This window comes from Streptomyces sp. NPDC096193, assembly GCF_040302905.1.
Classification (GTDB): domain Bacteria; phylum Actinomycetota; class Actinomycetes; order Streptomycetales; family Streptomycetaceae; genus Streptomyces.
In genome coordinates this window covers 181,386-207,534 of sequence record NZ_JBEOSJ010000007.1, presented here as the reverse complement: position 1 = coordinate 207,534, position 26,149 = coordinate 181,386, and the positions used below count along the sequence as shown (strand labels likewise).

At 69.2% G+C, this 26,149-nt stretch carries 22 protein-coding genes, 1 tRNA gene and 1 pseudogene; 18 read left to right on the top strand and 6 right to left on the bottom strand.

Annotated features, from left to right (window positions below):
* Window positions 1-603 precede the first annotated feature (603 nt).
* Window positions 604-1,755: a baeRF10 domain-containing protein gene (locus tag ABTX78_RS13835; RefSeq protein ID WP_352206999.1), complete on the top strand. Its 1,152-nt coding sequence runs from the start codon at window positions 604-606 to the stop codon at window positions 1,753-1,755.
* 443 nt (window positions 1,756-2,198) lie between these two features.
* Here ABTX78_RS13835 and ABTX78_RS13830 read toward each other — a convergent pair whose 3' ends face one another.
* Window positions 2,199-3,647, bottom strand: a complete 1,449-nt coding sequence (locus ABTX78_RS13830) for a potassium/proton antiporter (protein WP_352207071.1) — start codon at window positions 3,645-3,647, stop codon at window positions 2,199-2,201.
* A gap of 266 nt (window positions 3,648-3,913) precedes the next feature.
* On the opposite strand from ABTX78_RS13830, the gene ABTX78_RS13825 reads away from it, so the two are divergent.
* On the top strand, window positions 3,914-6,751 hold the full coding sequence (locus ABTX78_RS13825) for a penicillin acylase family protein (RefSeq protein WP_352206998.1): 2,838 nt from the start codon (window positions 3,914-3,916) through the stop codon (window positions 6,749-6,751).
* Here ABTX78_RS13825 and ABTX78_RS13820 read toward each other — a convergent pair.
* A complete protein-coding gene (locus ABTX78_RS13820; RefSeq protein WP_352206997.1) occupies window positions 6,732-7,325 on the bottom strand; it encodes a 5-formyltetrahydrofolate cyclo-ligase in 594 nt (197 codons plus the stop codon). The genes ABTX78_RS13825 and ABTX78_RS13820 overlap by 20 nt on opposite strands.
* A gap of 94 nt (window positions 7,326-7,419) precedes the next feature.
* Between ABTX78_RS13820 and galU the strand changes: the two genes are divergently transcribed.
* The 14 genes and pseudogenes from galU (at window position 7,420) to ABTX78_RS13750 (ending at window position 19,241) form a co-directional block, all read left to right on the top strand.
* On the top strand, window positions 7,420-8,322 hold the full coding sequence (gene galU / locus ABTX78_RS13815) for a UTP--glucose-1-phosphate uridylyltransferase GalU (protein WP_352206996.1): 903 nt from the start codon (window positions 7,420-7,422) through the stop codon (window positions 8,320-8,322).
* Between the two features lie 4 nt (window positions 8,323-8,326).
* Window positions 8,327-9,628 carry a molybdotransferase-like divisome protein Glp gene (gene glp, locus ABTX78_RS13810; protein WP_352206995.1) on the top strand — a complete coding sequence of 434 codons (1,302 nt, stop codon included), beginning with the start codon at window positions 8,327-8,329 and terminating at the stop codon, window positions 9,626-9,628.
* Between the two features lie 71 nt (window positions 9,629-9,699).
* A complete protein-coding gene (gene moaC / locus ABTX78_RS13805; protein WP_352206994.1) occupies window positions 9,700-10,179 on the top strand; it encodes a cyclic pyranopterin monophosphate synthase MoaC in 480 nt (159 codons plus the stop codon).
* A gap of 23 nt (window positions 10,180-10,202) precedes the next feature.
* Window positions 10,203-10,730, top strand: a complete 528-nt coding sequence (locus ABTX78_RS13800; protein ID WP_352206993.1) for a MogA/MoaB family molybdenum cofactor biosynthesis protein — start codon at window positions 10,203-10,205, stop codon at window positions 10,728-10,730.
* Entirely contained in the window at window positions 10,727-11,356 is a 630-nt protein-coding gene (locus tag ABTX78_RS13795; protein ID WP_352207070.1) for a GNAT family N-acetyltransferase, read from the top strand. The genes ABTX78_RS13800 and ABTX78_RS13795 overlap by 4 nt, the downstream gene beginning before the upstream one ends.
* A gap of 136 nt (window positions 11,357-11,492) precedes the next feature.
* Window positions 11,493-12,593 (top strand): divisome protein SepX/GlpR, encoded by a 1,101-nt coding sequence (gene sepX, locus ABTX78_RS13790; protein WP_352206992.1) that lies wholly within the window; start codon window positions 11,493-11,495, stop codon window positions 12,591-12,593.
* 70 nt (window positions 12,594-12,663) lie between these two features.
* Window positions 12,664-12,737 (top strand) — tRNA-Ala (locus tag ABTX78_RS13785).
* A gap of 342 nt (window positions 12,738-13,079) precedes the next feature.
* Window positions 13,080-14,875, top strand: a pseudogene (locus tag ABTX78_RS13780) (UvrD-helicase domain-containing protein); the annotation flags it as partial.
* Between the two features lie 165 nt (window positions 14,876-15,040).
* Entirely contained in the window at window positions 15,041-15,442 is a 402-nt protein-coding gene (locus tag ABTX78_RS13775; RefSeq protein WP_352206991.1) for a WXG100 family type VII secretion target, read from the top strand.
* A gap of 15 nt (window positions 15,443-15,457) precedes the next feature.
* Window positions 15,458-15,760 carry a WXG100 family type VII secretion target gene (locus ABTX78_RS13770; protein ID WP_352206990.1) on the top strand — a complete coding sequence of 101 codons (303 nt, stop codon included), beginning with the start codon at window positions 15,458-15,460 and terminating at the stop codon, window positions 15,758-15,760.
* Window positions 15,760-17,496, top strand: coding sequence for an RNase A-like domain-containing protein (locus tag ABTX78_RS13765; RefSeq protein WP_352206989.1), 1,737 nt, complete (start codon window positions 15,760-15,762; stop codon window positions 17,494-17,496). Before ABTX78_RS13770 ends, ABTX78_RS13765 begins: the two co-directional genes overlap by 1 nt.
* A 35-nt stretch (window positions 17,497-17,531) precedes the next feature.
* Window positions 17,532-18,203: a hypothetical protein gene (locus ABTX78_RS13760; protein WP_352206988.1), complete on the top strand. Its 672-nt coding sequence runs from the start codon at window positions 17,532-17,534 to the stop codon at window positions 18,201-18,203.
* 30 nt (window positions 18,204-18,233) lie between these two features.
* A complete protein-coding gene (locus tag ABTX78_RS13755) occupies window positions 18,234-18,539 on the top strand; it encodes an RNase A-like domain-containing protein (RefSeq protein WP_352206987.1) in 306 nt (101 codons plus the stop codon).
* 12 nt (window positions 18,540-18,551) lie between these two features.
* Window positions 18,552-19,241, top strand: coding sequence for a contact-dependent growth inhibition system immunity protein (locus ABTX78_RS13750; protein WP_352206986.1), 690 nt, complete (start codon window positions 18,552-18,554; stop codon window positions 19,239-19,241).
* A gap of 602 nt (window positions 19,242-19,843) precedes the next feature.
* Here the strand turns inward: ABTX78_RS13750 and ABTX78_RS13745 are convergent.
* Together ABTX78_RS13745 and ABTX78_RS13740 are read right to left on the bottom strand one after the other, a co-directional pair.
* Window positions 19,844-20,416 carry a hypothetical protein gene (locus ABTX78_RS13745; protein ID WP_352206985.1) on the bottom strand — a complete coding sequence of 191 codons (573 nt, stop codon included), beginning with the start codon at window positions 20,414-20,416 and terminating at the stop codon, window positions 19,844-19,846.
* Between the two features lie 15 nt (window positions 20,417-20,431).
* The gene (locus ABTX78_RS13740) at window positions 20,432-21,001 is read right to left on the bottom strand and encodes a hypothetical protein (RefSeq protein WP_352206984.1); all 570 of its coding nucleotides are present in this window, start codon (window positions 20,999-21,001) and stop codon (window positions 20,432-20,434) included.
* Between the two features lie 237 nt (window positions 21,002-21,238).
* Here ABTX78_RS13740 and ABTX78_RS13735 point away from each other — a divergent pair, with 237 nt between their 5' ends.
* The gene (locus tag ABTX78_RS13735; protein ID WP_352206983.1) at window positions 21,239-23,452 is read left to right on the top strand and encodes an MMPL family transporter; all 2,214 of its coding nucleotides are present in this window, start codon (window positions 21,239-21,241) and stop codon (window positions 23,450-23,452) included.
* Between the two features lie 195 nt (window positions 23,453-23,647).
* Here the strand turns inward: ABTX78_RS13735 and ABTX78_RS13730 are convergent, their stop codons facing one another.
* Both ABTX78_RS13730 and ABTX78_RS13725 read right to left on the bottom strand, forming a co-directional pair.
* Window positions 23,648-24,619, bottom strand: a complete 972-nt coding sequence (locus tag ABTX78_RS13730; RefSeq protein WP_352206982.1) for a trypsin-like serine peptidase — start codon at window positions 24,617-24,619, stop codon at window positions 23,648-23,650.
* Between the two features lie 109 nt (window positions 24,620-24,728).
* The gene (locus ABTX78_RS13725; RefSeq protein WP_352206981.1) at window positions 24,729-25,220 is read right to left on the bottom strand and encodes a GNAT family N-acetyltransferase; all 492 of its coding nucleotides are present in this window, start codon (window positions 25,218-25,220) and stop codon (window positions 24,729-24,731) included.
* Window positions 25,221-25,270: 50 nt separating this feature from the next.
* On the opposite strand from ABTX78_RS13725, the gene ABTX78_RS13720 reads away from it, so the two are divergent.
* A complete protein-coding gene (locus tag ABTX78_RS13720) occupies window positions 25,271-26,077 on the top strand; it encodes an exodeoxyribonuclease III (RefSeq protein ID WP_352206980.1) in 807 nt (268 codons plus the stop codon).
* The last annotated feature ends 72 nt before the right edge of the window (window positions 26,078-26,149 follow it).

The following is a 26,149-nucleotide window of genomic DNA, read 5'->3' as shown; positions in this document are numbered from 1 at the left end:
CCTGGTAGCGCTCCCCTGGATGTACGGGAGCCGCCGAGAGCTGTCCTCTTGCGCGGAACTGCGGTAGATGCCGGGGCCCATGGAAGGGGCACGCCCGGCCGCCATACGGTCGCGCCAGCTCTGCGTCAGGCAGAGTTGGTCGATCAAGTGTGCCTTCATGGTACAGGTGATGCGGGGCGTTGCGCCTGGGAAATGCGCCACACTCTCGGATGTACACCTGGGATTAATCGGGCGTACGAAAAGCGGCGCCGACGGCCGGCCGAAAGGGACGGCCGGGCCCCCGTCCCCAGCTCCGGCCCCGCCGTTCAGCGGAGCCCCCGCGCTCCGCCCGCCGCCGAGGCCGAGCGGTCGTTCACGTGGAATCCCCAGGGAGTCGAGCTCGTCATCCTGGCCGGGCTGATCTTCGCCATGGCGCCGGCCATCCTGGTCCGGCGGCGCGCGACTCGGCCCCGTGAGTTCGCGTTCCCAAGGCATCGGTGCCTGACCCGCCCGGCCCGGGGCAGCCCAGGGGTGCCCGTACTGAGTCACGCTGCGGTTGCTGCTCCCGCGCCCACCGCGTTACCTGGAACGGGGGAGCGAGCTCACGGAGCGCGAGGAGCGGTGATGATCACGCAAGACCAGGTCGATCGAATTCTCCGGCTGGACGGGAACGGACTTCCGTTGGTCTCGCTCTACGTCCCCGCGGAACCGGACAGGACGGGCCGCCGCGCGTTCTTGACCCGGGTGGCGAGTCTGCTGGACCGCATCCGACCCCTCGCGGAGGATCGCTCACTTGAGCACGCCGCGCGGCTCTCGCTCCGCGACGACATCGCGAAGATCGAGAAATCGCTCGAGGAGGAGCCCCACAGGCCGGGCGCTGTCGCCGTCTTCTCGTGCAGCGGCAACGGTGTCTACGAGCAGGTGTGGCTGCCGCGAAGTACCCGCGAACGCATCGTGGTGGACGCCGGTCCGTACGTCCGTCCGATGCTGGGCGTGCTCGATGAGTACTACCGCACCTGCGCGGTCATCGTGGACAAGGGCACCGGCCAGGTCTGGGAGCATTACATCGACCAGGCCCGGGAGCTGGAGACGATCCGCGACCGTACGCTGCGCAAGCCCGACTACGCCGCGGGGCTCGCCGAGGACCGGGTCCGCAACAAGGCCGACGAGCTCAGCAAACGGCACTACCGGCGGCTCATCGGCGAGTTGAAGCAGCTGTTCGGGACCGGGAGCTTCGACCTGCTCGTCGTCGGCGGCCACTCTTACGAGGTACCGGTCTTCATCGAATTTCTCCCGCGCGACCTGCGGGACCGGCTCATCGGCAGCTTCACCGTCGACCGCGAGACCGCCACGCCCGCGGACATCAAGCAGAAGGTGCAGGAGCTCGTCTCCGGCCACGCACACCAGGAGCAGCGACAGCTCGTCGGCGAGATCCTCGAAGCCACGGCGGCCCGGCGGCCCTGCGCCGTCGGGCTCGACGAGACGCTGTGGGGCGCGTCGCTGGCCGCGATCCGGACGCTGGCGGTGGACGAGGATGCGGTCGCCCCCGGCGTCGTCTGTGACAGGGACGGGCTGCTTGCGAACTCGGGAAAGACCTGCCCGCTCTGCGGGGAGCCGCTGCGCGAGGTCCCCGACATCATCGACGAACTGACCGAGACCGTCATCGACGACGGCGGCGAGGTCCGGCACATCGAGCCGGAGACGGAACTTCGCGCGCACCAGGTCGGGGCACTGCTGCGCTTCGAACTTCCCCCGCAGCAGGCCGGCGCGGAGTAGTGCGCCGGATCCCTTGACCACCTCGCAGAACCGGAGTAATCATTGCAAATAGGACCGGTCAACCACGACAGGACTTCCATGCGGAGTACCTGTCGGGCACCGGCCAGGTCCCCGGCGACTTCTGGGAAACGCGTAATGGGTTGATCAGAAATTTCCGGGGACCGTCTGCGTGCAGGATGTCCTCGGGCCCGGGTCGACGAACCGGGCCTTTGTGCTGTCTCCGGCTCCCGTTCCGCTCAAGCAACTACTGACCGTGACCAATGCTCATGATCGCCGGATCTGTTCGGGCGGTGGTCATGATCCGCCGACAGTGCTCACGGCATCGCGGATCCCCCACTCGCAGGCGCCGGATTCACAGATGTCGGACCGGGCTGTCCGGCCATGTCCGGTGCAGATCCGCGAACCGTCCCCCCCGGCGATGAGCTCCGCCGGCGACCCGCCCGTCAGCTGAGCTCGCCCGTCCCCAGCCACCCCGCGAGCTTGCCGCCCTGGCCGACCGCCCGCAGGCGTCGCTCCGCCGCGTCCCGGACCGGATCCGTCGCCACGACCAGCAACTCGTCGCGCCGCCGCAAAACGGTCGAGGGCAGCGGTACGAAGCTCGTGCCCTCCCGCACGACGAGGGTGACCGCGGAGCCCGCGGGCAGCCGCAGCTCCGCGACCTCCACGCCGTGCATCTTCGACTCGTCCGGGATCGACACGGAGAGCAGATGTCCGCGCAGCCGCTCCAGAGGCGCCGACTCGACGCCCAGATCGGCGGCGTCCGTGGAGCCGAGTTTCAGCCACTTCGCGAGCCACGGCAGCGTCGGTCCCTGGATCAGGGTGTAGACGACGACCAGTACGAAGACGATGTTGAAGATCCGGTCACTGCCCTGCACGGCCGCCACCATCGGGATGGTGGCGATGATGATGGGCACGGCGCCGCGCAGTCCGGCCCACGACAGCAGCACCTGTTCCTGGCGGGGGATGCGGAACGGCAGCAGGCTGATCATGACCGAGAGCGGCCGCGCCACCATGGTCAGCACCAGGCCGACGACGACGGCCGGCCAGAAGTCGTCGATCAGTTCGTGCGGGGTGACCAGCAGGCCCAGCAGGACGAACATGCCGATCTGGGCGATCCAGCCGAGGCCCTCCGCGAAGCCGCGGTTGGCCGGCGCGTGCGGCAGTTTCGCGTTCCCGAGGACCATCGAGGCCAGATAGACGGCGAGGAATCCACTGCCGTGCGCCATGGCGCCGGCCGCGTACGCCACCACCGCGATCGCCATCACCGCGATCGGGTACAGACCCGACGCCGGCAGCGCCACACGCCGCAGCCCGAAGGCTCCCAGCCAGCCCGCCGCCAGGCCGATGGCCGCGCCGATCGCCAGTTCCAGCGCGATCTTGCCGACGAGGACGTACCACTCGTCGACCGGGCCGGCCGCCGAGAACGCGACCACCAGGATCACCACAGGGGCGTCGTTGAAGCCGGATTCGGCTTCCAGGACACCCGTCACCCGGGAGGGAAGCGGGACCTTGCGCAGGACGGAGAAGACGGCCGCCGCGTCCGTCGAGGAGACCACCGCGCCGATGATGAGCGCCTGCCGCCATTCCAGGCCGACGAGATAGTGCGCTCCTGCGGCGGTGACGCCCACGCTCACCGCGACGCCGACGGTCGACAGTGCGACCGCCGCGGGCAACGCGGGTTTGACCTCCTGCCATTTGGTGCCCAGACCGCCCTCGGCCAGGATCACCACGAGCGCGGCATAGCCGATCACCTGCGTCAGTTCGGCGTCGTTGAAGGTGACATCGAAGATGCCGTCCTGGCCGATGGCGACGCCGATGCCGAGATACAGCAACAGGCTGGGAAGCCCGCTGCGCGAGGAGATGCGGACCGCAGCCACGGCGAAGAGCAGGATGAGCGAGCAGATGAGCAGGAGTTCGTTGAGCTGGTGGACAGTCAGTGGCCGATCCTTCCCCTCGCGCCTACGTGCCGGAGCGCTCCTCCAGCAGGCGACACTTCGTTACCTTACCTAATCTTTAACGTTTTCTTGACGCGCTGGATCACCTGTTCGAGGGATCGGTCCGTTGGCCTGCTTACGGATACCGCGTCCGGACCGCCTCGACGCTGCGCCTATGGTTGCTCCAGCACTCCCAGGATCAGCCTGCGCCTCGAAGGACAGCGATGCCCGCCAACACAACCGCCTCTTCCCCCAAGAAGAAGAAGGGGCGACGCGCCCGCCTGCTCGTGATCGTCCTGGTGCTGGCGCTTTTGGCGGGTATCGGGTTCGGCACGTACTGGAGCATCAGTACGGTGCGCGCCTCGTTCCCGCAGACGACCGGGTCGATAGAACTCGACGGCCTCAGCGGCCAGGTCGACGTCAAACGCGACGACTTCGGCATCCCACAGATCTATGCGGACACCGACGAGGACCTTTTCCGCGCCCAGGGCTTCGTCCAGGCGCAGGACCGGTTCTGGGAGATGGACGTCCGCCGCCACATGACGGCCGGCCGGCTCTCGGAGATGTTCGGCTCCGGGCAAGTCGACACGGACGCCTTCCTGCGCACGCTCGGCTGGCGCGAGGTCGCGCAGCAGGAGTACGACAAGATTCTGTCGCCGCAGACGAAGAAGTTCCTCCAGGCTTACGCCGACGGCGTCAACGCCTATCTGAAGGGCAAGGACGGCAAGGACCTCTCCGTCGAGTACGCCGCCCTCTCCTTCACCAACAACTACAAGCCCGAGCCCTGGACGCCGGTCGACTCGGTGGCCTGGCTCAAGGCGATGGCGTGGGACCTGCGCGGCAACATGCAGGAGGAGATCGACCGCTCGCTGCTGACCAGCCGGCTCGACGAGAAGCAGATCAAGGATCTGTATCCGGCCTATCCGTACGACCGGAACAAGCCGATCGTGGACAAGGGCGGCATCGACCCGGTCACGGGCACGTTCGACCCCGAGGCCGAGCCCTCCGGCGAGTCGGACGGGTCTTCCGGAGGCGATGGCGACGGCGGCACGGGCGACGGCAGCGGGGACGGTTCGGGCGAAAGCGGCACCGGTGAGGGCACCGGCAGCGGTCTGGACAACGGCGGCGGTGGCGGCGCGGCCGAGGCCGCGCAGGGCCTGAACTCCCAGCTCTCGGCGCTCTCCAAGACCCTCGAGACCATCCCGGAGCTGCTCGGGCCGAACGGCAACGGCATCGGCTCCAACTCCTGGGTCGTCTCCTCCAAGTACACGACGACCGGCAGGCCCATGCTGGCCAATGATCCGCACCTGGCGCCCCAGCTGCCCTCGCTCTGGTACCAGATGGGCCTGCACTGCCGGAAGATCTCGGCGTCCTGCCAGTACGACACCGCTGGCTACACCTTCTCCGGTATGCCGGGCGTGGTCATCGGTCACAACCAGAACATCGCCTGGGGCTTCACCAACCTCGGCGCGGACGTCACCGACCTCTACCTCGAGAAGATCAGCGGCGACAGTTATCTGGTGGGCAACCAGGAGAAGGAGCTGACCACCCGCAAGGAGGTCATCAAGGTCGCCGGGGGCAAGAGCAAGACGATCACCGTCCGCTCCACCGGTCACGGCCCGCTGGTCTCCGACCGCAGCACCGAACTGGAGAAGGTCGGCCAGCAGGCGCCGGTCTCCAACTCCGCGCCCGACCGTGCCACCGGTTACGGCGTGGCGCTCCAGTGGACCGCGCTCCAGCCGGGCAAGTCGATGGACGCGGTGTTCGAGCTGAACCGCGCCAAGGACTTCAAGTCCTTCCGTGCGGCGGTCAAGAACTTCGAGGTCCCCTCGCAGAACCTCGTCTACGCGGACTCCGCCGGCAACATCGGCTACCAGGCGCCCGGCAAGATCCCGGTCCGCGCCAAGGGCGACGGCTCGGTGCCCGCTCCCGGCTGGGACCCGGCGTACAAGTGGAAGGGCTACATCCCCTTCGACGAGCTGCCGTTCGAGGAGAACCCGCAGCGCGGCTACATCGTCACCGCGAACCAGGCGGTCATCGACGCCGAGAAGTACCCCTACCTGCTGACCGAGGACTACGGCTACGGCGCCCGCAGCCAGCGGATCAACGACCTCATCGAGACGAAGATCCAGGGCGGCGGCAAGATCTCCACCGAAGACATGCGCACCATGCAGATGGACAACAGCAGCGAGATCGCCGAGCTGCTGACGCCGTATCTGCTGAAGATCGACGTCTCCGACCCCTACGTCCGTGAGGCGCAGAAGCTGCTGGAGGGTTGGCGCTACACGCAGGAGCCCGACTCCGGCGCCGCCGCCTACTTCAACGCGGTCTGGCGCAACGTCCTCAAGCTCGCCTTCGGCAACAAGCTGCCCAAGGAGCTGCGCGTCGAGGGCGAGTGCCTGAACGTCCTGCCCGCCGACAGCACGGCGCCCGAGGACGAGCTCACCGAGCGGGTGCGCGAGTGCGGCCAGCGCGATACGGACACCGCGCAGCCGGACGGCGGCGACCGCTGGTTCGAGGTGGTGCGCCGGATACTCACCGACGAGAAGAACCCGTGGTGGCATTCCCCGGGCACCCGCACGCAGAAGCCGACCGACACCCGTGACGAGCTGCTCGCCCGGGCGATGAGCGACGCCCGCTGGGAGCTGACGGCCGAGCTCGGCAAGGACGCCTCCCGCTGGAGCTGGGGCCGTCTGCACCAGCTGACGCTCAAGAACCAGACGCTCGGCACCGAGGGTCCGGGCTTCCTCCAGTTCGTGCTCAACCGCGGCCCGTGGAACCTGGGCGGCGGCGAGGCCTCAGTCAACGCCACCGGCTGGAACGCGGCGGGCGGTTACGACGTGGTCTGGGTGCCGTCGATGCGGATGGTCGTCACCGTCGGGGACTGGGACAAGTCGGGCTGGATCAATCTGACCGGCGCCTCCGGGCACGCCTACAGCGCGCACTACACCGATCAGACGGACAAGTGGGCCGACGGCGAACTGCTCGACTGGTCCTTCAGTGAACAGGCGGTGTCCGCGAAGACGGTGGACACCCTGAAGCTCATCCCCCGAAACGCCTGACGGCATCGGGGGTGACGACGGCATGGACGGGGTGGTCGTGCGGTTCCCGCGGAACGTGCGCGACCACCTCGTCCGCGTACAGCAGCACCACCAGCGCGGGATCGGCGCCGGCCGCCGCGAGCCGGGCGAGCACCCGGTCGTAGGAACCGCCCCCGCGGCCCAGCCGCATCCCCTGCCCGTCCACGGCGAGACCGGGAAGGAGCACCGCATCGGCCTCCAGCACGGCGTCCGGCCCGAGCCGCGGCCCGTCCGGTTCCAGCAGCCCGCGCGCGGCGCGCACCAGTCGCCCGGCGCCCCCGTACACGGCCCAGTCCAGGTCGTTGTCCGGCAGCAGGACCGGAAGCAGCACGCGGACGCCGCGGACGCGCAGCGCGTCGAGCAGCGCGCGGGTGCCGGGTTCGCGGCCGACCGAGACGTACGCGGCGACCGTGGCCGCCTCCGCCAGTTCGGGCAGGGCGAGCGCCTGTCGCGCGAGGACCACGGCGGCGGCGCGGACGTCCTCGGGGGACAGCAGGCCGCGTGCGTCCAGGAGTTCACGGCGAACCGCACTCTTTCCGGACAAGTCCCTGCACATGGTGACTTCACAAACCTCTCGTATACGTCTTTATGAGAAGGAAGTTAACCGGAGGCTCATCTTCAGCCCATACTCACCGGTTATTGTGCAGCGCATGACTCCTCCGAAGCCCAGGATCAGCAAGGCTGTCATCCCGGCCGCCGGTCTCGGCACGCGGTTCCTGCCCGCCACGAAGGCCACTCCCAAGGAGATGCTGCCTGTCGTCGACAAGCCCGCGATCCAGTACGTCGTCGAGGAGGCGGTCTCCGCCGGTCTCTCCGACGTACTGATGATCACGGGCCGCAACAAGCGGCCGCTGGAGGACCACTTCGACCGGAACTACGAGCTGGAGCAGGCGCTCACCCGCAAGGGCGACGAGAGCCGGCTGAAGAAGGTCCAGGAGTCCAGCGACCTGGCCACCATGCACTATGTGCGCCAGGGCGATCCGCGCGGACTCGGTCACGCCGTCCTGTGCGCGGCGCCGCACGTCGGCGACCAGCCCTTCGCGGTCCTCCTCGGCGACGACCTCATCGACCCGCGCGACCCACTGCTCGCGCGCATGGTCGAGATCCAGGAGCGGGAGGGCGGCAGTGTCATCGCCCTCATGGAGGTCGACCCCGCCCAGATCCACATGTACGGCTGTGCCGCCGTCGAGGCCACCGACGAGAACGACGTGGTCAAGGTGACCAAGCTGGTCGAGAAGCCCGAGGCGTCCGAAGCTCCGTCGAACCTCGCCATCATCGGCCGGTACGTCCTGGACCCGGCCGTCTTCGGCATACTGCGGGAGACCGCGCCCGGTCGCGCCAACGAGATCCAGCTGACCGACGCCCTGGAGAAGCTCGCCGAGGACGAGACGATCGGCGGCCCGGTGCACGGCGTCGTTTTCCAGGGCCGTCGCTACGACACCGGCGATCGCGGCGACTATCTGCGGGCCATTGTCAGACTGGCGTGCGAACGTGATGACCTGGGACCCGAGTTCCGGACCTGGCTCCGCAGTTTTGTGACCGAGGAGATGTAACACGGTGAGCAGCACGACCTGGTCGGTGGACGACCACCTCGAGGACATCCTCGCAGCGATCCGCCCGCTCGACCCGATCGAGCTGCAACTGCCGGACGCCCAGGGCTGTGTCCTCGTCGAGGACGTCACGGTCCCGGTCGCCCTGCCGCCGTTCGACAACAGCTCCATGGACGGGTACGCCGTCCGTACGGCCGATGTGCGGGGCGCCACCGAGGAGTTCCCCGCCGTCCTCACGGTGATCGGCGATGTGGCGGCCGGCAGTGGCGGGCTGCCCACGGTCGGCCCCGGCCAGGCCGCGCGGATCATGACGGGCGCGCCGCTGCCTCCGGGCGCGGAGGCCGTCGTCCCGGTCGAGTGGACCGACGGCGGCACCGGCGGGGGAGCGGCCACCACGATGCGCCCGGCGGGCGAGGCCCCCGAGGGCGCGAGCGGTCAGGTCCGAGTCCACCGGTCCGCCGAGGCCGGCGCCCATGTCCGCCCCCGCGGCAGCGACGTCCAGGCCGGTGACCTCGCCCTCGCGGCGGGCACGGTGCTGGGCCCGCCGCAGATCGGCCTGCTCGCGGCGATCGGCCGCGGCACCGTGCGGGTCCGACCGCGTGCGCGCGTCGTCGTCCTCTCCACCGGCAGCGAACTGGTCCAGCCGGGCGAGGCCTTGGGCGAGGGCCAGATCTACGACTCCAACAGCTTCGCGCTCGCCGCGGCCGCTCGGGACGCGGGCGCCATCTCCTACCGGGTGGGCGCGGTCACGGACGACGCCGAGACCCTGCGCGCCACCATCGAGGACCAGCTGATCCGTGCGGACCTGCTGGTCACCACGGGTGGCGTCAGCGTCGGCGCGTACGACGTCGTCAAGGAAGCCCTGTCCTCGGTGGGCGACGAGGACGTCCCGGGCAGCGGGATCGACTTCCGCAAGCTGGCCATGCAGCCCGGCAAGCCGCAGGGCTTCGGCACGATCGGCCCCGAACACACCCCGCTGCTCGCCCTGCCGGGCAACCCGGTCTCCTCGTACGTCTCCTTCGAGCTGTTCGTCCGCCCGGCGATCCGTCGTCTGATGGGCCTGGAGGACGTCCGGCGGCCGACGACCCGCGCGACCCTGAAGGCCGACAAGGCACTCAGCTCACCGTCCGGCCGGCGCCAGTTCCTGCGGGGTGCGTACGACTCCGGCTCGGGCACCGTCACTCCCGTGGGGGGTTCCGGTTCCCATCTGATCGCCGCCCTCGCGCACGCCGACTGCCTGATCGTGGTCCCGGAGCAGGACACCTCGGTCCAGCCCGGCGCGGACGTCGAAGTGGTCCTCCTCGGCTGACCTGCTTACCGTGGCGGTACCGTGTCTGCCCACACAGGCCCCGAGGGCCCGGACGGGAGCAGCGCACCGACATGAGTACCCAAGGCAGGCTGACGCACATCGACGAGGCGGGGGCGGCCCGTATGGTCGACGTCTCCGACAAGGACGTCACCGCACGAACCGCCCGGGCCAGCGGCCGGGTCCTGGTATCCCCACGCGTCGTGGAACTGCTCCGGGGTGAGGGCGTCCCCAAGGGGGACGCGCTGGCGACGGCCCGTATCGCCGGGATCATGGGCGCCAAACGCACCCCCGAGCTGATTCCGCTCTGCCACCCGCTCGCCCTCTCCGGCGTCACGCTCGACCTGGCCGTCGCCGACGATGCCGTCGAGATCCTCGCGACCGTCAGGACCACCGACCGCACGGGCGTCGAGATGGAGGCGCTGACCGCGGTCTCGGTCGCCGCGCTCGCGGTCGTCGACATGGTCAAGGCCGTGGACAAGGCGGCCGTGATCACGGACGTCCGGGTGGAGGAGAAGACCGGCGGCAAGTCCGGCGACTGGAGCCGGCAGTGATCCGGGCGGCACGCGCCGGAGAGGTGTACAGCCACAGTCACGGCCCCGGCCCGGACGCCGTCCGCCGGGCCCTGGTGATCACCGCGTCCAACCGCGCCTCCGCCGGGGTCTACGAGGACAGGGGCGGCCCGGTGCTCGTCGAGGGACTGACCGCGCTCGGCTTCCGGGTCGACGGCCCGCGTGTGGTCCCGGACGGCGAACCGGTCGAGCGGGCCCTGCGCGAGGGCGTGGCCGCCGGCTACGACGTCATCCTCACCACCGGCGGCACCGGCATCTCGCCCACCGACCGCACCCCCGACGTCACCCGGCCCGTCATCGATCACGAGGTCCCCGGCATCCCGGAGGCGATCCGCGCGTACGGGCGCGAGAAGGTGCCGACGGCTGCCCTCTCCCGTGGTCTCGCCGGTGTCGCCGGCCGCACCCTGATCGTCAATCTGCCCGGCTCGACCGGCGGGGTGCGGGACGGGCTCGCGGTGCTGAAGCCGCTGCTGCCGCACGCCGTCGACCAGCTCCGCGGCGGGGACCATCCGCATTCGGGGAGCCCGACCTGAACGCGCCCTGGCCGGTCATCCTGACGGACGGCGACATCGCTCTCCGCCCGATAAAGCTGCGCGACCAGCGGAACTGGCGCGAGGTCAACCGGCGCAACCGTGACTGGCTGCGGCCCTGGGAGGCGACGATCCCGCCGCCCGGGCCCGGCGCACCGCTCACGCAACGGCCCACGTACCGGCAGATGGTCCGGCATCTGCGGGCGGAGGCCAACGCGGGCCGGATGCTGCCGTTCGTCATCGAGTACCGGGGCAGGCTGGTCGGCCAGTTGACGGTCGCCGGCATCACCTGGGGGTCGATGTGCTCGGGCCACGTCGGGTACTGGGTCGACCGTGAGGTGGCCGGCCGCGGGGTGATGCCGACCGCCGTGGCGCTCGCCGTGGATCACTGTTTCCGCTCGGTCGGGCTGCACCGTATGGAAGTCTGCATTCGGCCGGAGAACGTGCCGAGCCGCCGCGTCGTGGAGAAACTCGGTTTCCGGGAAGAGGGTCTGCGCCCCCGATATTTGCACATCGACGGAGCGTGGCGGGACCATCTGGTCTTCGCGCTGACGGCCGAGGAGGTGCCCGACGGACTGCTCCGCCGCTGGCACCGGGCGCGACCGGGAACACCGCGAGAAATAAAATAAACGTTCGAAATTGATCGGTGTCGACCATGCGTTGATCTGAACAATCGCAAAAAAAGTCAGTGATATCAGCCGGATCGTGCGACACACCGGGCCAATTGGCGGATGCCCTTGCGCGAATCCCTCTACGGTGTGATGCGTGAGCAGCAGCGGCCTCATCTACGCAGTCATCGTCGGGGCCTGGGCCGCCTACTTGGTGCCGATGTGGCTCCGCAGGCAGGACGAGCTGAACGAAGCCCGTCCGACGGAACGCTTCTCCACCGCCATCCGGCTGCTGTCCGGACGCGGGGCGATGGAGCGCCGGTACGCCAGGGAGCTGCGGGAACGCACCGCCGAATCGGCGGAGTCGTCACACGGCGACGCCGATGAGGCAAGGCGGCCGGGCGAAGGGCGCAACGAACCCGACGCGGCCCCGGATGTCGCCACGGACCCGATGAGTTCCGTGGACGTCCGGGCCTTCGCCGCGCCCCGCACCGAAGCCCGGATCCCGGTCCCCGCACCCCGTGCCCGCCGTCCGCGCCAGAGCGGCCCGGCCGCCGAGCGCGCGCGGCGGAGCAAGGTGCTGGCCCGTCGCAGACGCACCACCGTGATGCTGTTCCTGGCCTTCACGGTGGGCGCGGTGGTGGCGGCTGTCGGCGGACTCGGCTTCCTGTGGGCGCCCGGTGTTCCCGCCGTCCTCCTCAGCGCCTACATCGTGCATCTGCGCGCGCAGGAGCGGCGGCGCTTCGTGGTGGTCATGGACCGGCGCCGTGCGGAGATCGCCGCGCAGCGGCTGCGGGAGAACCGGCCCCGCCGGCACCAGGCCGCTGCGGCGTCCTCCGCCCCGCCGGGCGAGGACCTCGAAGCCCGCCCGGAGCCCGACGCCGCCAGGCTCTCGCCGCAGGAGGCGGGCCGCCGGGCGCTGGTCGAGCAGACCGACCACGCTGAGTGGGTGGACCAGCAGCGTGACCGCGGCCCGGCGACGGGCGACAGCTGGGACCCGGTCCCGGTGCCCCTGCCGACGTATGTCACCGCGCCCGTCGCCCCGCGGGCGACGAGTGGCGTGGACATGAGCGACCCGGAGACCTGGAGCTCCGCACGCTCCTCGACGGCGGAGCCCGCTGCCGAGCATGCGGAGGAGGCGGACCCCGCCCCGAGCCGCCGCGCACCGCAGCCCCGCCGCTCCTCCCGCGACCGCGGCCGCACCCCCCTGTTCGACCAGTACGCGGACGAGGACCGGCCCCGCGCCGCCAACGAGTGACCCTCGTGACCAGCGAAGGAACGGATTTCCAAGCACCCCGATGGGGATGCTAGAGTTTCACTCGTTGCAAGGGCCTGTGGCGCAGTCTGGTAGCGCACCTCGTTCGCATCGAGGGGGTCTGGGGTTCAAATCCCCACAGGTCCACCGCAGGGCCGTTCGCGGGTTAGCTCGCGAACTGTTCACGAGATCCCGGTCAGACGGTCATCGTCTGACCGGGATCTCGGCGTTTGAGCTCCTACTTGTGTGAAAGTCAGCCTGCCGGCCGCCGGGAAGCGCGGCGGTCCGCGTCGGAACAGACCGGGAGTTGGGATGCGGACATGCCGCGTGGACCGCAGGCGTGGAGTCAGACTCCTGCGGTCTCGCGACGTGTCGATCTTCAATTACCCAGAACGTGCCCACTCAGGGGCTACGGCTCAGCACCTGAGAGCGGGCCGCGATCGTCAAGTGGATCGTCGGGTAGGGGAGAAGGACATCGTTCGGCTCGAGGTCGAGGCCGGTGATCGCGCTCTGCTTGCTGGCGGCCAGGTACTGCTCGAGTTCCTTGATGTTGTGGACGACGAGCGGCTTTTCGCCAAGGTCTCTGACGGTGACCTGGCCGCGCTCGGCATCGACGAGACCACCCTGCGCCAGGCCCGTGTCCTCACCAGCAAAGAGCACTGGAGGCCTTCGCCCCCTACTTTCCGCAGGACCAGAGGGAAGTCCTGGAGTACCTCGCCGAGGGCTTCACTGTGGAGGACGTCTGGCGCGACCTGGTATCCGCCAACCTCCCCACCTCCGCGTCCGACCCGGTGGACACGACCGACTACGCGACCGCCATCAGCCACACCCACACCCGCATCGCCCTCGTCACCGCCTCCGACGAACTGCGCGACATCCTCGACAGCCCGTTTGCCGCCTGGCGGGTCTACCTCCACCCCTCCCAGCACAAGGTCGCCTACCGGGCCAGCTACTCGGGACCGGCCCAGGTGAGCGGCGGCCCCGGCACCGGCAAGACTGTCGTCGCCCTGCACCGCGTCAAACACCTGCCGCGACGGCGACCGCGTCCTGCTGACGACGTACACCAACGCTCTCGTCGCCGCATTGCGCACCGGACTCGCCACGCTCATCGAGGATGAGGAACTGCGCGCCCGCGTGGACATCACCACCGTCGACGCCTTCGCCAGCCGCGTCGTTTCCACCGCGCGCCGCCCGCTGGGCGGTGGCGAAGAAGAGAGCCGCTGGAAGCAGGCCGCCCAGGCCACGGGTTCACCGGAACGGCTCAGTTCCTGGGGCAGGAGTACAAGCACGTCATCCTGGCCCAGGATCTGCGGAGTGAGGGGGAGTACGAGGCCGCCGACCGGCGTGGGCGGGGTAGCCGCCTCCCCGCCGCCGAACGCCCCCTGGTGTGGCGGACAGTCCGGGAGTTCACCGACCGTCTCGCGGCGGACGGCCGGCGCACCTACCTGGGGACGTGCACGGAGGCGGCCGACCTGCTCCGGGCGAACGGTCCGCTGTACCGGCACATTGTCATCGACGAGGCACAGGATCTGCACCCGGCCCAATGGCGGCTGTTGCGCGCGGCCGTCCCGGCGCGACCTGACGACCTGTTCATCGCCGGCGATCCTCATCAGCGCATCTACGACACGAAGGTCTCTCTGCGGGCCCTCGGCATCAGGGTCGCCGGACGATCCACCAAGATGCGGAAGAACTACCGCTCCACACACGAGATCCTTAGTTGGTCCACCGCCCTCCTCGTCGGCCGTCCCTTCGAGCAACTGGAGGACGACGCCCGCAACGAGACCCTCCTCGGCTATCGTTCGGCCCTGCACGGCAACGGCCCCGAGATCCACGCAGCCGCGTCGGAGGAAGCCGAATTCGACGCGCTCGTCGACCGCGTCAGTGGGTGGACGGAGAACGGCGTGGCTCCGGGCGAGATCTGCGTCATCTCCCGTTTCAACAAAGGCGTAGAGAAGGCGCTCGCCAAGCTGGCGGTCGCCGGTATCCCGGCGGAGAGGTTGAGGGCCGACGCACCGGAAGGGGCGGACGCCGTTCGCGTCGGCACCATGCACTCGTGCAAGGGCCTGGAATTCCGCTGCGTCGCCGTGACCGGCGTGAACGCGGACGCCCTGCCCGCGCCGAAGGCGATGACACCTGTCGAGGTGGACCGCCTCCAGCACGAAGCGGACCTCCTGTCCGAGCGCTGCCTGCTGTTCGTGGCTTGCACACGGGCGCGGGACGGGCTGTATGTGTCGTGGACGGGGGAGCCGAGCCGGTTCTTGGCGGAGGCGAAAGTGACTGGCTGACGCAAGGGGGTACAGGGTCGCGCAACCGCGATCCACGGGTGAGCGGACCCGTGCCGGTGGACAATCCGCCGCTGCCGCGCCCTGAAGCGGTATTGCTAGGGTGCTGCGTATATCGGAAGTGGCAGCGGAGAAAGCGCTGTTGACCACCACGAACCGGGGGCTGCCATGAGTGGTGAAAGCGGACGGACCAGACTGCGGGTCAAGGGCGATCGGCTGACCGCTCTCGCCGACGACCTCGACGCGATGCAGGCTTACCTGGATAAACAGGTCAAGCGAATGGACGCCGTCGTCGACAGCATCGAGGCGGGCTGGCGCGGGCCCGCGGCCAAGGCGTACCGGGCCCTGCACCGGGGCGCGGCCGAGGACGCCGTGCGCATCCGCCTGGTCATCCAGCGCCTCGAACAGGGTGTACGGCTGAGCAGGGACGGGTTCTCGGAGCAGGACCTCGACGTCATGGAGCAGCTGCGGAAGATCCAGACCGGGACTGATGTGAAGGCCGAGGCCGCCGAGCTCTCGACGCCGAACCCGGCCGCCGCCGCGCCGCGGAGCAGCATCGCCGATTTCTGAGTACGGGGGAGAAGGATGGTGGACGACGAACACATAACGGTCGACTTTGCGACGCTGCAGAGTCTGTCCGGCGAGCTCGAGGACATCCTCAAGAACCTCAACGAGCAACTGGATCTGCTGTACGGACGGGCGGAGAAGATCGTCCTCACCTGGGAAGGCGAGGCCCGCGAGGTCTTCGTCGACGAGCTCGACAAGTGGGACCACTCCGCCCAGGACCTGCGGGCGGCGCAGAAGTGGCTGCACGAGGTCGTCACCAAGGGGCACATCAACTACGCGGCGGCACACCAGGCAGTGCTGCGAGGCTGGAGTGCCGGCTGATGGCGGGACCGAACTCCGGGCCGCAGCAGGGCACGCAGCGTCCGGGCCAGAACGGCACCATCGACGTCAAGCCGTCGGACCTGTTCCGGGTCTCGGGCGGCGTGGCGATGCAGCAGACGCCGATGGACAGAGGCGCCAAGGACTTCCTGGACAAGTTGAGGGAGTACCCGGACGCCGGCGGCTACGGCACCGCTCCCCAGGCCTTCGCCACCTCTTACGTGAAGGTGGGCGACCGCTTCCTTGAGGTGTGGGCGAAGAGCGTGGTCAGCATCGGCGGCGCCGCGGTCGGCTTTACCTCCACGGCCAACAACTACGCCAAGGCCGAGGCGGCCAACGACGTCACGGGCCGCACGACGGCGGTCACCCAACCGCTCCCGAAGGTCATCGAGAAAGTGCCGGACTACGGCTCCGTACCAAACCTGAAGTGGGGTGACGACGACGGCGGCGACGGCTGGATCCGTTCGCTGCTCGAATGGGTGCCGGAGCCGATCCGCGAGGTGCTGCGTCCGGTCGTGAAGCACGCCTTCCGGATGGGCAAGGTCGCCGAGGTCTACCCGTACCCGCAGCAGCATTACCTCAACGCGCTGTCCAAGGCCTGGATGGCGACGACCATGACGCTCTCTATGGCCGAGAGCGGCCTGACGGGCAACGTGAGCAGCATCACGCAGCAGAGCAACAGCGAATGGCACGATGCCATGCGCCGGTTCTGCAGCTCGCTGTGGGGCACGACGGCGTGGGGAACAAGCACGGCGGGCTACGAGTGGAAGCATGACTCGGCCTCCTCGCCCACCGCCACGCATCCGGTGATGACGGTGCTGTTCGACACTGCTCAGAAGGTCAGCGATCTGCTGTACCAGTTCGCCGAGGCGGCCGTGTACCTCAACGGCGAGGTCTGGGACGTGTACTGGGACGCCGTCGAGGAGGCTATTCCCAAGATCGACGTGAACCTCAAGGACGGCGTTGGCATGGACGACGTCAAGGGGCTCATCAAGGGCCTGGGGAAGGGCGTCGCCAAGGGCGCCGCCCAGCTCAGTGCGGGCATCGTCCTCAACATCGATACCGCGAAACTGAACGCGATCGTCACCGAGTACAACTCCCGCGTCAACGCACTGGTGCCGAAGCTGGACGCGCTGACGGGGCCGCTGGACGAGGCGCACCGGAGCGCGCCCACGTTCCACGCGGAGGAGGCCCGGGCCGAGTCGTTCGGCGCCAGGGCACTGAACGACTTCAAGAACGAGCACAAATACATGGTTCCGGGTGAGAACCCGAAGGACCATTTCTATCCGCTCGACCTCGCGAGTCAGGAAGGGATCGGGGGAAGCCACGGTGTGGACAAGCACATAGGGCTCACCGACGACCAGCTGACTCAACGGCTGCGCGACCAGAACAACGCGCCGTCCGCTTCGGCGTACAAGGATCTCGGCTCCGCCCAGCGGTTCACCCAGACCGCGCTCGACGACATCGACAACGCGGACCGTATCGAGAAGTGGATCGAGCGGGTGCAGCAGCGGGAAAGGAACAACCCCGCCTGGGACCCGAACAATTCCAAGATATCCCCGCCGCTGACCCTCACCTTCCCGGATGTCACCGGCCGCACCGTTGAGCGCGCCGACTATGATGCGCACGGTATGGGGGCGACCGCGAGCGAGGTGCACTCCGCACAGGTCGCCCTGAAGTACAGGAAGGGCTTGGACCCTCCCTTCGTGGTGATCACGTCATACCCCGTGTCCCCCTGAAACCTTCGGACGCTCTTCATGGAGATGATCGCGACGTGATCTCGCACACCGGCACCCTCTTCAACGACGGACCGGTCAGACGCGTGGTCGAGACAGCACTGCGTGCCCAGGAGTCGCAGGGGGCCCTCGGCCTGGACGACGAGCTCAGGCGCTTCGTCCGCACCATGTGTGCCGCCGACACATCGCGCTGGCTGTTTCCCGTCGCGTCCGTTGCCGCCCTGCTCGACCACACGGCCGACCTGTTTCGGTCGGAGGGCGCGGCATTCTTCCCGCGTGCGTTCACCGAACGGCTGGACAAGGCGCGAGACGGTGTTCCGGGGGACGAGTACCTGCGCACGCTGGCCAGCCTGATCAGGATGGTCGACCAGGAGCCGGATGCCGGATTCTCCCATCTCCCCCTGGCGGACTGGGAGGCGGCAGCCCGTTTCCCGGAGCTTTTCGGGTTCGGCGCCAACTGGATTTATGACGGCGAGTACCCTTTGCTGTCCGACTCGATCGCGGCGTTCATCGATGCGGAGCATCCGTTCTGCAGCGAGACGTTCTCCCGACTGGCAGCCGATGCCCAATCAGTACTCGTGCTTTTTCCGAAGCCCGCAGCGCTGTCCGCCAACGTGACACGATGGATTCCCTGGGCTTCGCACGACGCACTGCGTCAGATCACGCGAAGAATCGACGACCACATGCGGACCGAGCATTCCGGTTCCTGAAGCACGCACCGCCCACAGGAGGTTCTGCGCATGACCGTGCGGACCCGTTCGGCTACCTACCCCGACCGAGAAACCGCCCACTGGGCCACCCAGCAGGTGGTGAACGGCAACGAGCAGAACATTCACCGCTGGCTCGCCCAGGGCACCCGCGCCCGTCTCGCCATCGAGGCCGCTTGGCCCTCCCGCGAGGCGCCCGTCGGCCGCGTACTGCTGCAGGCGATGATGCTCGCCGGGCGCGAGCCCGTCGATGTGCGCGCGGCACGCGTCGTCCTCAAGCGTGATCCGAACAGCCCGCACGGCTTCGTCGTGCTGACCACCGTCCCGATCTACCTGTAGAGGTCCAGCGCCGTGTCCATGAAGCCGCTCGAATTCGACCGCCGCTACGGTGAGTTGAACCAGGTGATGAGCGCGTACACCGGCATGTCGGCCGACGATGAGCCGGACAACCCGAGCGAAGCTCTCCAGGCCTACCTCCGCCACACCTGGCACACCCGCCCCTGGGCCCTGGCCACGGCCGAACAGCAGCTCCGCGAATACGCCCGCAACCCACCGGGCCGGCTGCGCCTCAGCCTCGGCGAATTCTACCCGGTTCCGGACGTCGGACTGCCCGAATCTGCCATCCAGGACTGGCTGTTCGTGATCGCGGACTACCTGAAGAGGTCCATCGAGGAGGGCGAGGTCCCACCCACGTCCACCCCTCGTACCCACTGGGAGTGGCACGCCCGATTCGCCGAGCTCGGCCAGTTCCTCGGCGGCTGGTTCTCGCAGGACATGCCGGACGAGTTCCCGGACCACGACGCGGCCGTACGCGACTACACCGCCACCACGGACCCGCGGCTGGTTGCCCGCCTCACGGGCGAGCTCCACGAACTGCTCGCCCTCGGCCTCGAAGAGTCCGAATACGCCCTCGCGGTGGCGGAGCTGGGCATGGAGGTCGACCCGCCCCAGCCGTACTCCCCGAGCGGCTGGCTGGCCCACCTCGCGGACGGTCTGGGCGGATTCACGGCGGACTACGGACCCGGACCGGCCGCGAGCTGACCGCATGCCCGTTTCCGCGGCCTTCGCCCTGAGTGGCAGTTCTCCCCACCACCCCGCCTGTTGCACGGCCGAGGCCCGGCGGTCCCCGGGGCGGTGGATCCGCTGGAGTGGCAAAAGTGCCCCGGTGAAGGAGTCGGTCCGCGGTTCGACCGTGCGGCAGCGTAGGCCGGCCAGCGGCTGACGGCCCGTTGCGGCGTCCCTCTTCTCCTCGGTGCCTCTTCAGCGCCGGCCACCGGCTTTACGGATCTGAGAACGCGAGGTCATCGACGCAGCGGTGAGCAGGGTGGTGCGCGCCCTTGCCGAACAGGGCGCCGTGGGCGCTGCGGATCTTGGGCGCCGCCGTGCCGACGAGCGGGTGGACCTTTGTAGGTGTGTCATGCAAATGGCTGGGAAATGATCTTCGAACGCTTGGGAAGGGCTCGCGCATAGCCTCCGTATGTGCAGGTCAGACCCACCCGCGAACGGTCCACCGCAGCTGAGAGCCCCAACCGGAGTGATCCGGTTGGGGCTCTCTCTTGTTGTCCGGCGGCGAAGTCCCCGCCCGGCTCAACTCGCCTCCGCCCGGCGGCCGGTGGTCCTGTCTGGGCCGCGCGCCGGCCGGGTCACGTCGTCAGCAGCCGGTCGAAGAAGGACCGGTACTGGCGCAGCGCGATCCGCAGGTCCTCGGTGGCGACCTCGTTGCCCTGGTGCCACTGCTTCTCCAGACCTTCCTTGTGCGCGGCGAAGGTCGTGGCGAGCAGTTGCATGACCTCGGCGACCAGAGCGTCCGCGGACCGTACGGCCGCCTGCGGGTCGTCCACGAAGCCCTGCTGGATGTCACCCCAGCGGGAGCGCATGTCGTCTTCCGTGCCGGAGTCCAGAAGCGGAACGGCTTCTTCGTCATGGCTCGGGGTGTCCGACTTCCGCGGGGTCTCCTCGGTGGCCGACGCCTTGATGTCCTCCGTGGCCGGCTCGGTGCGCTCGCCGGGTTCCGCGGGCCCCGCGTCGGTCATCTCCTCGGCCGAAGGTTGCATCGGCGGCTTCGCCGGGGGAGTCACCGGTGCTGAGGGCGCCGCGAGCCGGGTCGGCTCCGCCGGTTCCGTGTCCCTCTTCGCTATGTCCTCGGTGGACAGCTTCTCCTCGCCCGGTGCGAAGCGACCGGGGTTCTCTCGCCCGAGTCCGCCTTCTCGCTGCATGTCACTCTCCCTTGCTCACGGCTGTCGTCGGCCGGTGTCGGGTGAGCTGTCGGTCTCGTCCCTCAACAGCTCGTCGAACAACGCGCGGTAGTGGACCATCGCGCTCCGTAGTTCTTCGGTGGAGGTGTTGCCGACGCCGACACGGCTGTTGATCTCATGGGCGGTCCGGTAGTGCTCCAGCGTGCGGGCATGATCGACCGACAGGTCCCGGGTCTGCTGCTCGTAGCCCTCGGTCGGGTATCCGCGTTCGCCCATCAGCAGGATCACCAGCCGGTCCGCCTCGCCCACCGCCTGGTCGGGGCTGTCCACGAACCGTTCCTGCACCGCGTTCCAATCCCGCGCGTACCGGTCCCGGGTCGCCGGCGGCAACGGTCTGATCTGCAGGTCCTCATGGCGCTGTTCCCGTGAGGCGAGGTCGCGCTCGGCGTCTCGACGGCTCTCGCCCTTCTGTACCGCCCGGTCGTACTCGGGGCCGAAACGCTCCTGGAGGCGTCGGCGTCGCGCGGTCTGCTGCGCGGTCATGACGAGCAGCGCGACGACGATCACGGCAACCACAATGATGACGATCAACCACACCGTATCCATGGCACTCTCCGCTCATGAGCAGCCAGGGGGACCGCTTTACCCATCGGGTTCCACGTTCTTGGAGCAAAATGCACAATTCTGTCCATTACTCCTGAATCGCTCCGGACCGGCGCCGTCCGGGCAGCCCGGAGGGCGGTCGTGGCGATCCGGCGGGCCTCGTCGTTGCGCCCACACTCTCGGCGGAATCGGCTATTTAATGCCTGATGTCCCTTTGATCTCGCTCGGTCGGGAGAAGCCATGCTGCGTCGGCTCGGTGAATGGTGTGCGCGGCGCTGTATCTGGGTCATCGTGATCTGGCTGGCCGGCCTGGCGGGGCTCCAGGCGCTCAACCACGCCTACGGCGGCGACTACTCCGACAACTTCGCGCTGCCGGGCGTCCAGTCGGCGGAGGGGCTGGACGTACTCAAGGCGCACGATCCCGCGGCCGGCGGGTACGGCAGCCAGATCGTGCTGCACGACCCCGCGAAACCGCTCACCGACTCCAGCTCGCAGATGTCCACGGTGATCGGCAATCTGCAGAAGCTGCCGGACGTGCTCTCCGCCCAGAACCCGTTGCCGCCGGCCGGCAGCACGCCACCGCCCCCGCCGCCCGGACCGAACGTCGGCCCGCTGTCCACGGACGGTGAGACCGGCTACATCACCGTCCGTTTCGCCGTGCAGCCCTCGACGTTGCAGGAGTCGTACCTGGACGATGTCGACGAGGCAGTTGAGCCGCTGCGGGCCGCCGGCGTGGAAGTCGAGTACGGCGGGCAGCTCGGCGAGCTGGCACGGCCCGAGGCCAACGACCGGACCAGTGAGCTGATCGGCTTCGGGGTCGCGATCGTGGTGCTGCTGATCGGGTTCGGCAGCGTGCTGGCCGCCGTACTGCCCCTGGTCACGGCCCTGGTCGGGGTGATCTTCGGGCTCGCCGCGCTGGGGCTGCTTGCCGCCGCGTTCACCTTCGCCACGGTCTCGCCGACGCTTGCCACCATGATCGGCATCGGTGTCGGGATCGACTACGCGCTCTTCCTGATCACGCGGCACCGGCAGAACCTCATGGACGGTCTCGATCCGGTCGCCTCGGCCGGCAGGGCGGTCGCCACCAGCGGACGGGCGGTGCTCGTCTCCGGCTGCACGGTCATCATCGCCCTGATGGGTCTGTCGGTCTCCGGGATCAGCTTCATCTCACTGCTCGGTGTGGCCGCCGCGGTCACGGTCGTCTCGGCCGTCCTGGGCGCGCTCACCCTGGTGCCCGCGCTGCTGGGACTCATCGGGCGGGCGATCGACAAGTACCACGTGCGCAAGCCGATCGCGGAGACGGACGCGGAGCCCGGTCAGGAGGCGCACGGCACCTGGCACCGCTACGCGATGCGCGTGGAGCGGCGGCCCTGGTGGTTCCTCGCCGGGGGAGTGATCGCCATCGCCGTCCTCGCCGTCCCGGTCTTCTCCATCCAGCTCGGACACATCGGGGACGGCGCGGATCCGAAGTCGTTCACGGACCGGCGTGCGTTCGATCTGATGTCGGACGCCTTCGGGCCCGGCTCCAACGGGCCGCTCACCATCGTGATCGACCAGACCTCGGTCGCCGCGGCCGACCGGCCGGCGCTCGCGAGCCAGGCGCAGAAGGCGCTCACGGATGTCCCGAACGCCGCGCTGATCACTCCGCTGAAGCCGACGCAGGACGGTGGCGTACTCGTCGGCACGGCCTACTCGACGCAAGCGCCGCAGGACGAGCGGACCACCGAGCTGACCAACCACCTCGTGGACGACGTCCTGCCCGAGGCGGTCGCGGGCACCTCGGCCAAGGGCTATGTCGCCGGCACGACGGCCGCCCAGGTCGACTTCCTCGACATCGTCTCCAGCCGGCTGCCGGTGATCATCGCCGTGGTGGTCGCTCTCGCGTTCCTCATCATCCTGATCGTCTTCCGCGGCGTGCTGGTCGCGGTGAAGGCGGCCGTGCTGAACGTTCTGTCCATCGCCGCCTCGTACGGGGTGGTCGTGGCGGTCTTCCAGTGGGGCTGGGGCGGCCCGGCGCTCGGGGTGTCGGGCACGGTGCCCATCGAGAGCTATGTGCCGATGATGATGTTCGCGATCGTCTTCGGGCTGAGCATGGACTACGAGATCTTCCTGCTCTCGCGCGTCCACGAGGCCTGGGTGCGCACGGGCGATGCGAAGGCCGGCGTGGCGCACGCGCTGGAGATCACCGCCCGGGTGATCACCTGTGCGGCGCTGATCATGGTGAGCGTCTTCGCCGCCTTCATCGTCAGCGACAGCATCGTGATCAAGATGATGGGCCTCGGGCTGGCGGTGAGCGTGCTCATCGACGCGACCGTGGTGCGGCTGCTGCTGGTGCCCGCGGTGATGACACTCCTGGGCAACGCGGCCTGGTGGACGCCGCGTTGGCTGGACCGGATCCTGCCGCACGTGGACACCGAGGGAGAGCATGCGGACAGGAGCAAGGCACCGCACTGACGCCGAGTCGGATTGCTGCGGGTGCAGCCATGATGGCGGTGTGACACAGGTCGTCCACATCCGTCTTCCGGCACCGCATCCCGCTCGGCGCCCTCGACCGCGAGTGACCGCCGGCGTCGGGCGAGGCAGCCCTCGCCCGACGCGGTGTACCAGGGGAGAGCCCCTGCCGGGAGTTCCGGCAGGGGCTCGTGTCCGTCAGGCCACCTGTGCCTTGTCGTACACCGCCTTGGCGTCGTTGCCGAAGTACGGGCCGAACATCCGGTTCGGCAGGAAGACATAGCCGAAGCTGTTCACCGACGCCTGGAGTCCGGTGCCGGTGGCCTCGTCGAAGGACGTGAACCAGGGGCCGCCGCTGGAGCCGCCGGTCATGTTGCAGCCGAGGCTGTGGTCCTGCGAGAAGAGGAAGTCGCGGGAGGAGTTGCCGCTGCAGTGGATCAGCCTGCTGCCGTCGTACGGGGCCGCCGCCGGGAAGCCGAAGGCGTACATCGGCTTGTTGTAGCCGCCGTTGAAGTTCAGGCCCTGCGCGCCGACCGTCGCCGCGAGCGTCTTGCCGTTCAGCGGGGCGACGACCGCCGCGCCCACGTCGTAGTTGATGTCCTCGCGCGCCACCCACTGCGGTGTCGAGAACGTCTGGCTGGCGGACCACTGGCCGTACGGCGCCTGGCCGTTGTCGTAGCCGGGGACGAAGACCCAGTTGGTGTGCCAGGTGCCCTGGTACTTCACGCAGTGGCCCGCGGTGATCACCGTGCTGCCGTTCTGGCTGGTGACCGAGTTGCCGGAGCAGGATGCCGTACGGCCCTGGAGGGTGAAGAAGACGCGGCCGGACGTCTTGACGACGGCGCCGCCGCTCGTCCAGGGGCCGCCGGGCTGCGGGAAGGACAGGACGGACGCGCCGGATGCCGTGCCGGTGGGCAGGGTCGGCGGGATCACGGTCGGCGTGCCGGCCGGGGCCGGGGCCGCGAGCGTGCTGCGTCGCTCACGCGGCAGCAGGTCGAGCGGTGTGGCGCCGCGCATCCGTTCCGCGGTCCAGAACCCCTTCGTGTGCTGCTGGGTGAAGGCGGTGGGCGTGGGGGCGGGGGCGGCGTGCGCGGTGGCGGCCGAGAGGGCGCCTGCGAGCAGGGTGCCGACGGTCAACAGGATCCCGGCGGCGGTGCGATGGCGTCTCACGCATGTCTCCTTCTGCCGTGCCCGCGCGTGAGGCCGCGCGGGCAGGGTGGGGGATGAGCCGGTGCGGATCGGCGTGCGTGAGGCAGAGTGCCACGGGAAGCGTGTGTTGTCAGGAGCGCGACAAGACCTTGGCGAAGCAGCGGCTGCTGTCGTACTCGCGGTAGTGGCCGAATTTCTGCGGCGCGGGCGTGTAGCCGCTGGAGACGTAGAGCGCGATCGCCTCGGGCTGCGCGATGCCCGTCTCCAGCACCATCCTGGTCCGGCCGGCGGCCAGGGCGTCCGCCTCCAGGGCCGCGAGAATCCTGCGGGCGACGCCCAGGCCGCGCGCCTCGCGGATCACGAACATCCGCTTGAGCTCGGCGTCGCCGTCCTCGTACCCCTCGCCGCCGACGGCGTCCTGGGACCGCCAGCCGCCGGTGGCGACCGGGCGGTCCCGGTCGTCGTACGCGATCAGATACAGACCGCGCGGCGGGGTGAACATCGATGCGTCGAGGGGTGTCACATCACCCTCGTCCCCGTACCGCTCGGCGTACTCGAGCTGGACCTGGTCGTTGAGTTTGGCGGCATCGGGGTGGTCGAAGGCAACCGGGCGCACATGCATGGCACCGAGCGTACGTGCAGCCGTTTCGCGGTCGTGGGTAAGGTGCCCGGATGCTCACCGTGACCTCCGTGAATGTGAATGGGCTCCGCGCCGCCGCCAGAAAAGGCTTCGTGGAGTGGCTGGCCGGCACCGCCGCCGACGTGATCTGTCTGCAGGAGGTGCGGGCCGAGCCGGAGCAGCTTCCGGCGGAGGTGCGGCAGCCGGACGGCTGGTACACGGTGCACGCCCCGGCCGCCGCGAAGGGCCGCGCCGGCGTCTCCCTCTACACGCGCCGGGAGCCGGACCGGGTGCGGATCGGATTCGGGTCGGAGGAGTTCGACGGCAGCGGACGCTACGTCGAGGCGGATCTGCCCGGTGTCACGGTCGCCAGCCTCTATCTGCCGTCCGGCGAGGTGGGGACCGCGAAGCAGGACGAGAAGACGCGCTTCATGGACGAGTTCCTGCCGTATCTGGCCGGACTGAAGGAACGGGCCGCGGCGGACGGGCGCGAGGTCGTCGTGTGCGGTGACTGGAACATCGCGCACCGCGAGGCCGACCTCAAGAACTGGCGCGGCAACCGGAAGAACTCCGGCTTCCTGCCCGAGGAGCGGGCCTGGATGTCCCGCGTCTTCGACGAGGCGGAGTACGTGGACGTGATGCGGGCGCTGCACCCCGACCAGGAGGGGCCGTACACATGGTGGTCCTACCGCGGGCGGGCGTTCGACAACGACTCCGGCTGGCGCATCGACTACCAGGTGGCGACGCAGGGGCTGGCGGGGCGTGCGGTGAAGGCGTGGGTGGAGCGGGCGTCGTCGCACGGGGAGCGGTGGAGCGACCACGCGCCGGTGAGCGTGGCGTACGAGTCGGCGCTCGGGTAGCGGGGGTTCTGCCGGCCGGACCAGGGCTGAGCGCTCAGGCCGCCAGGGTCGGTCCGGCTCGGGTCGGTCCGG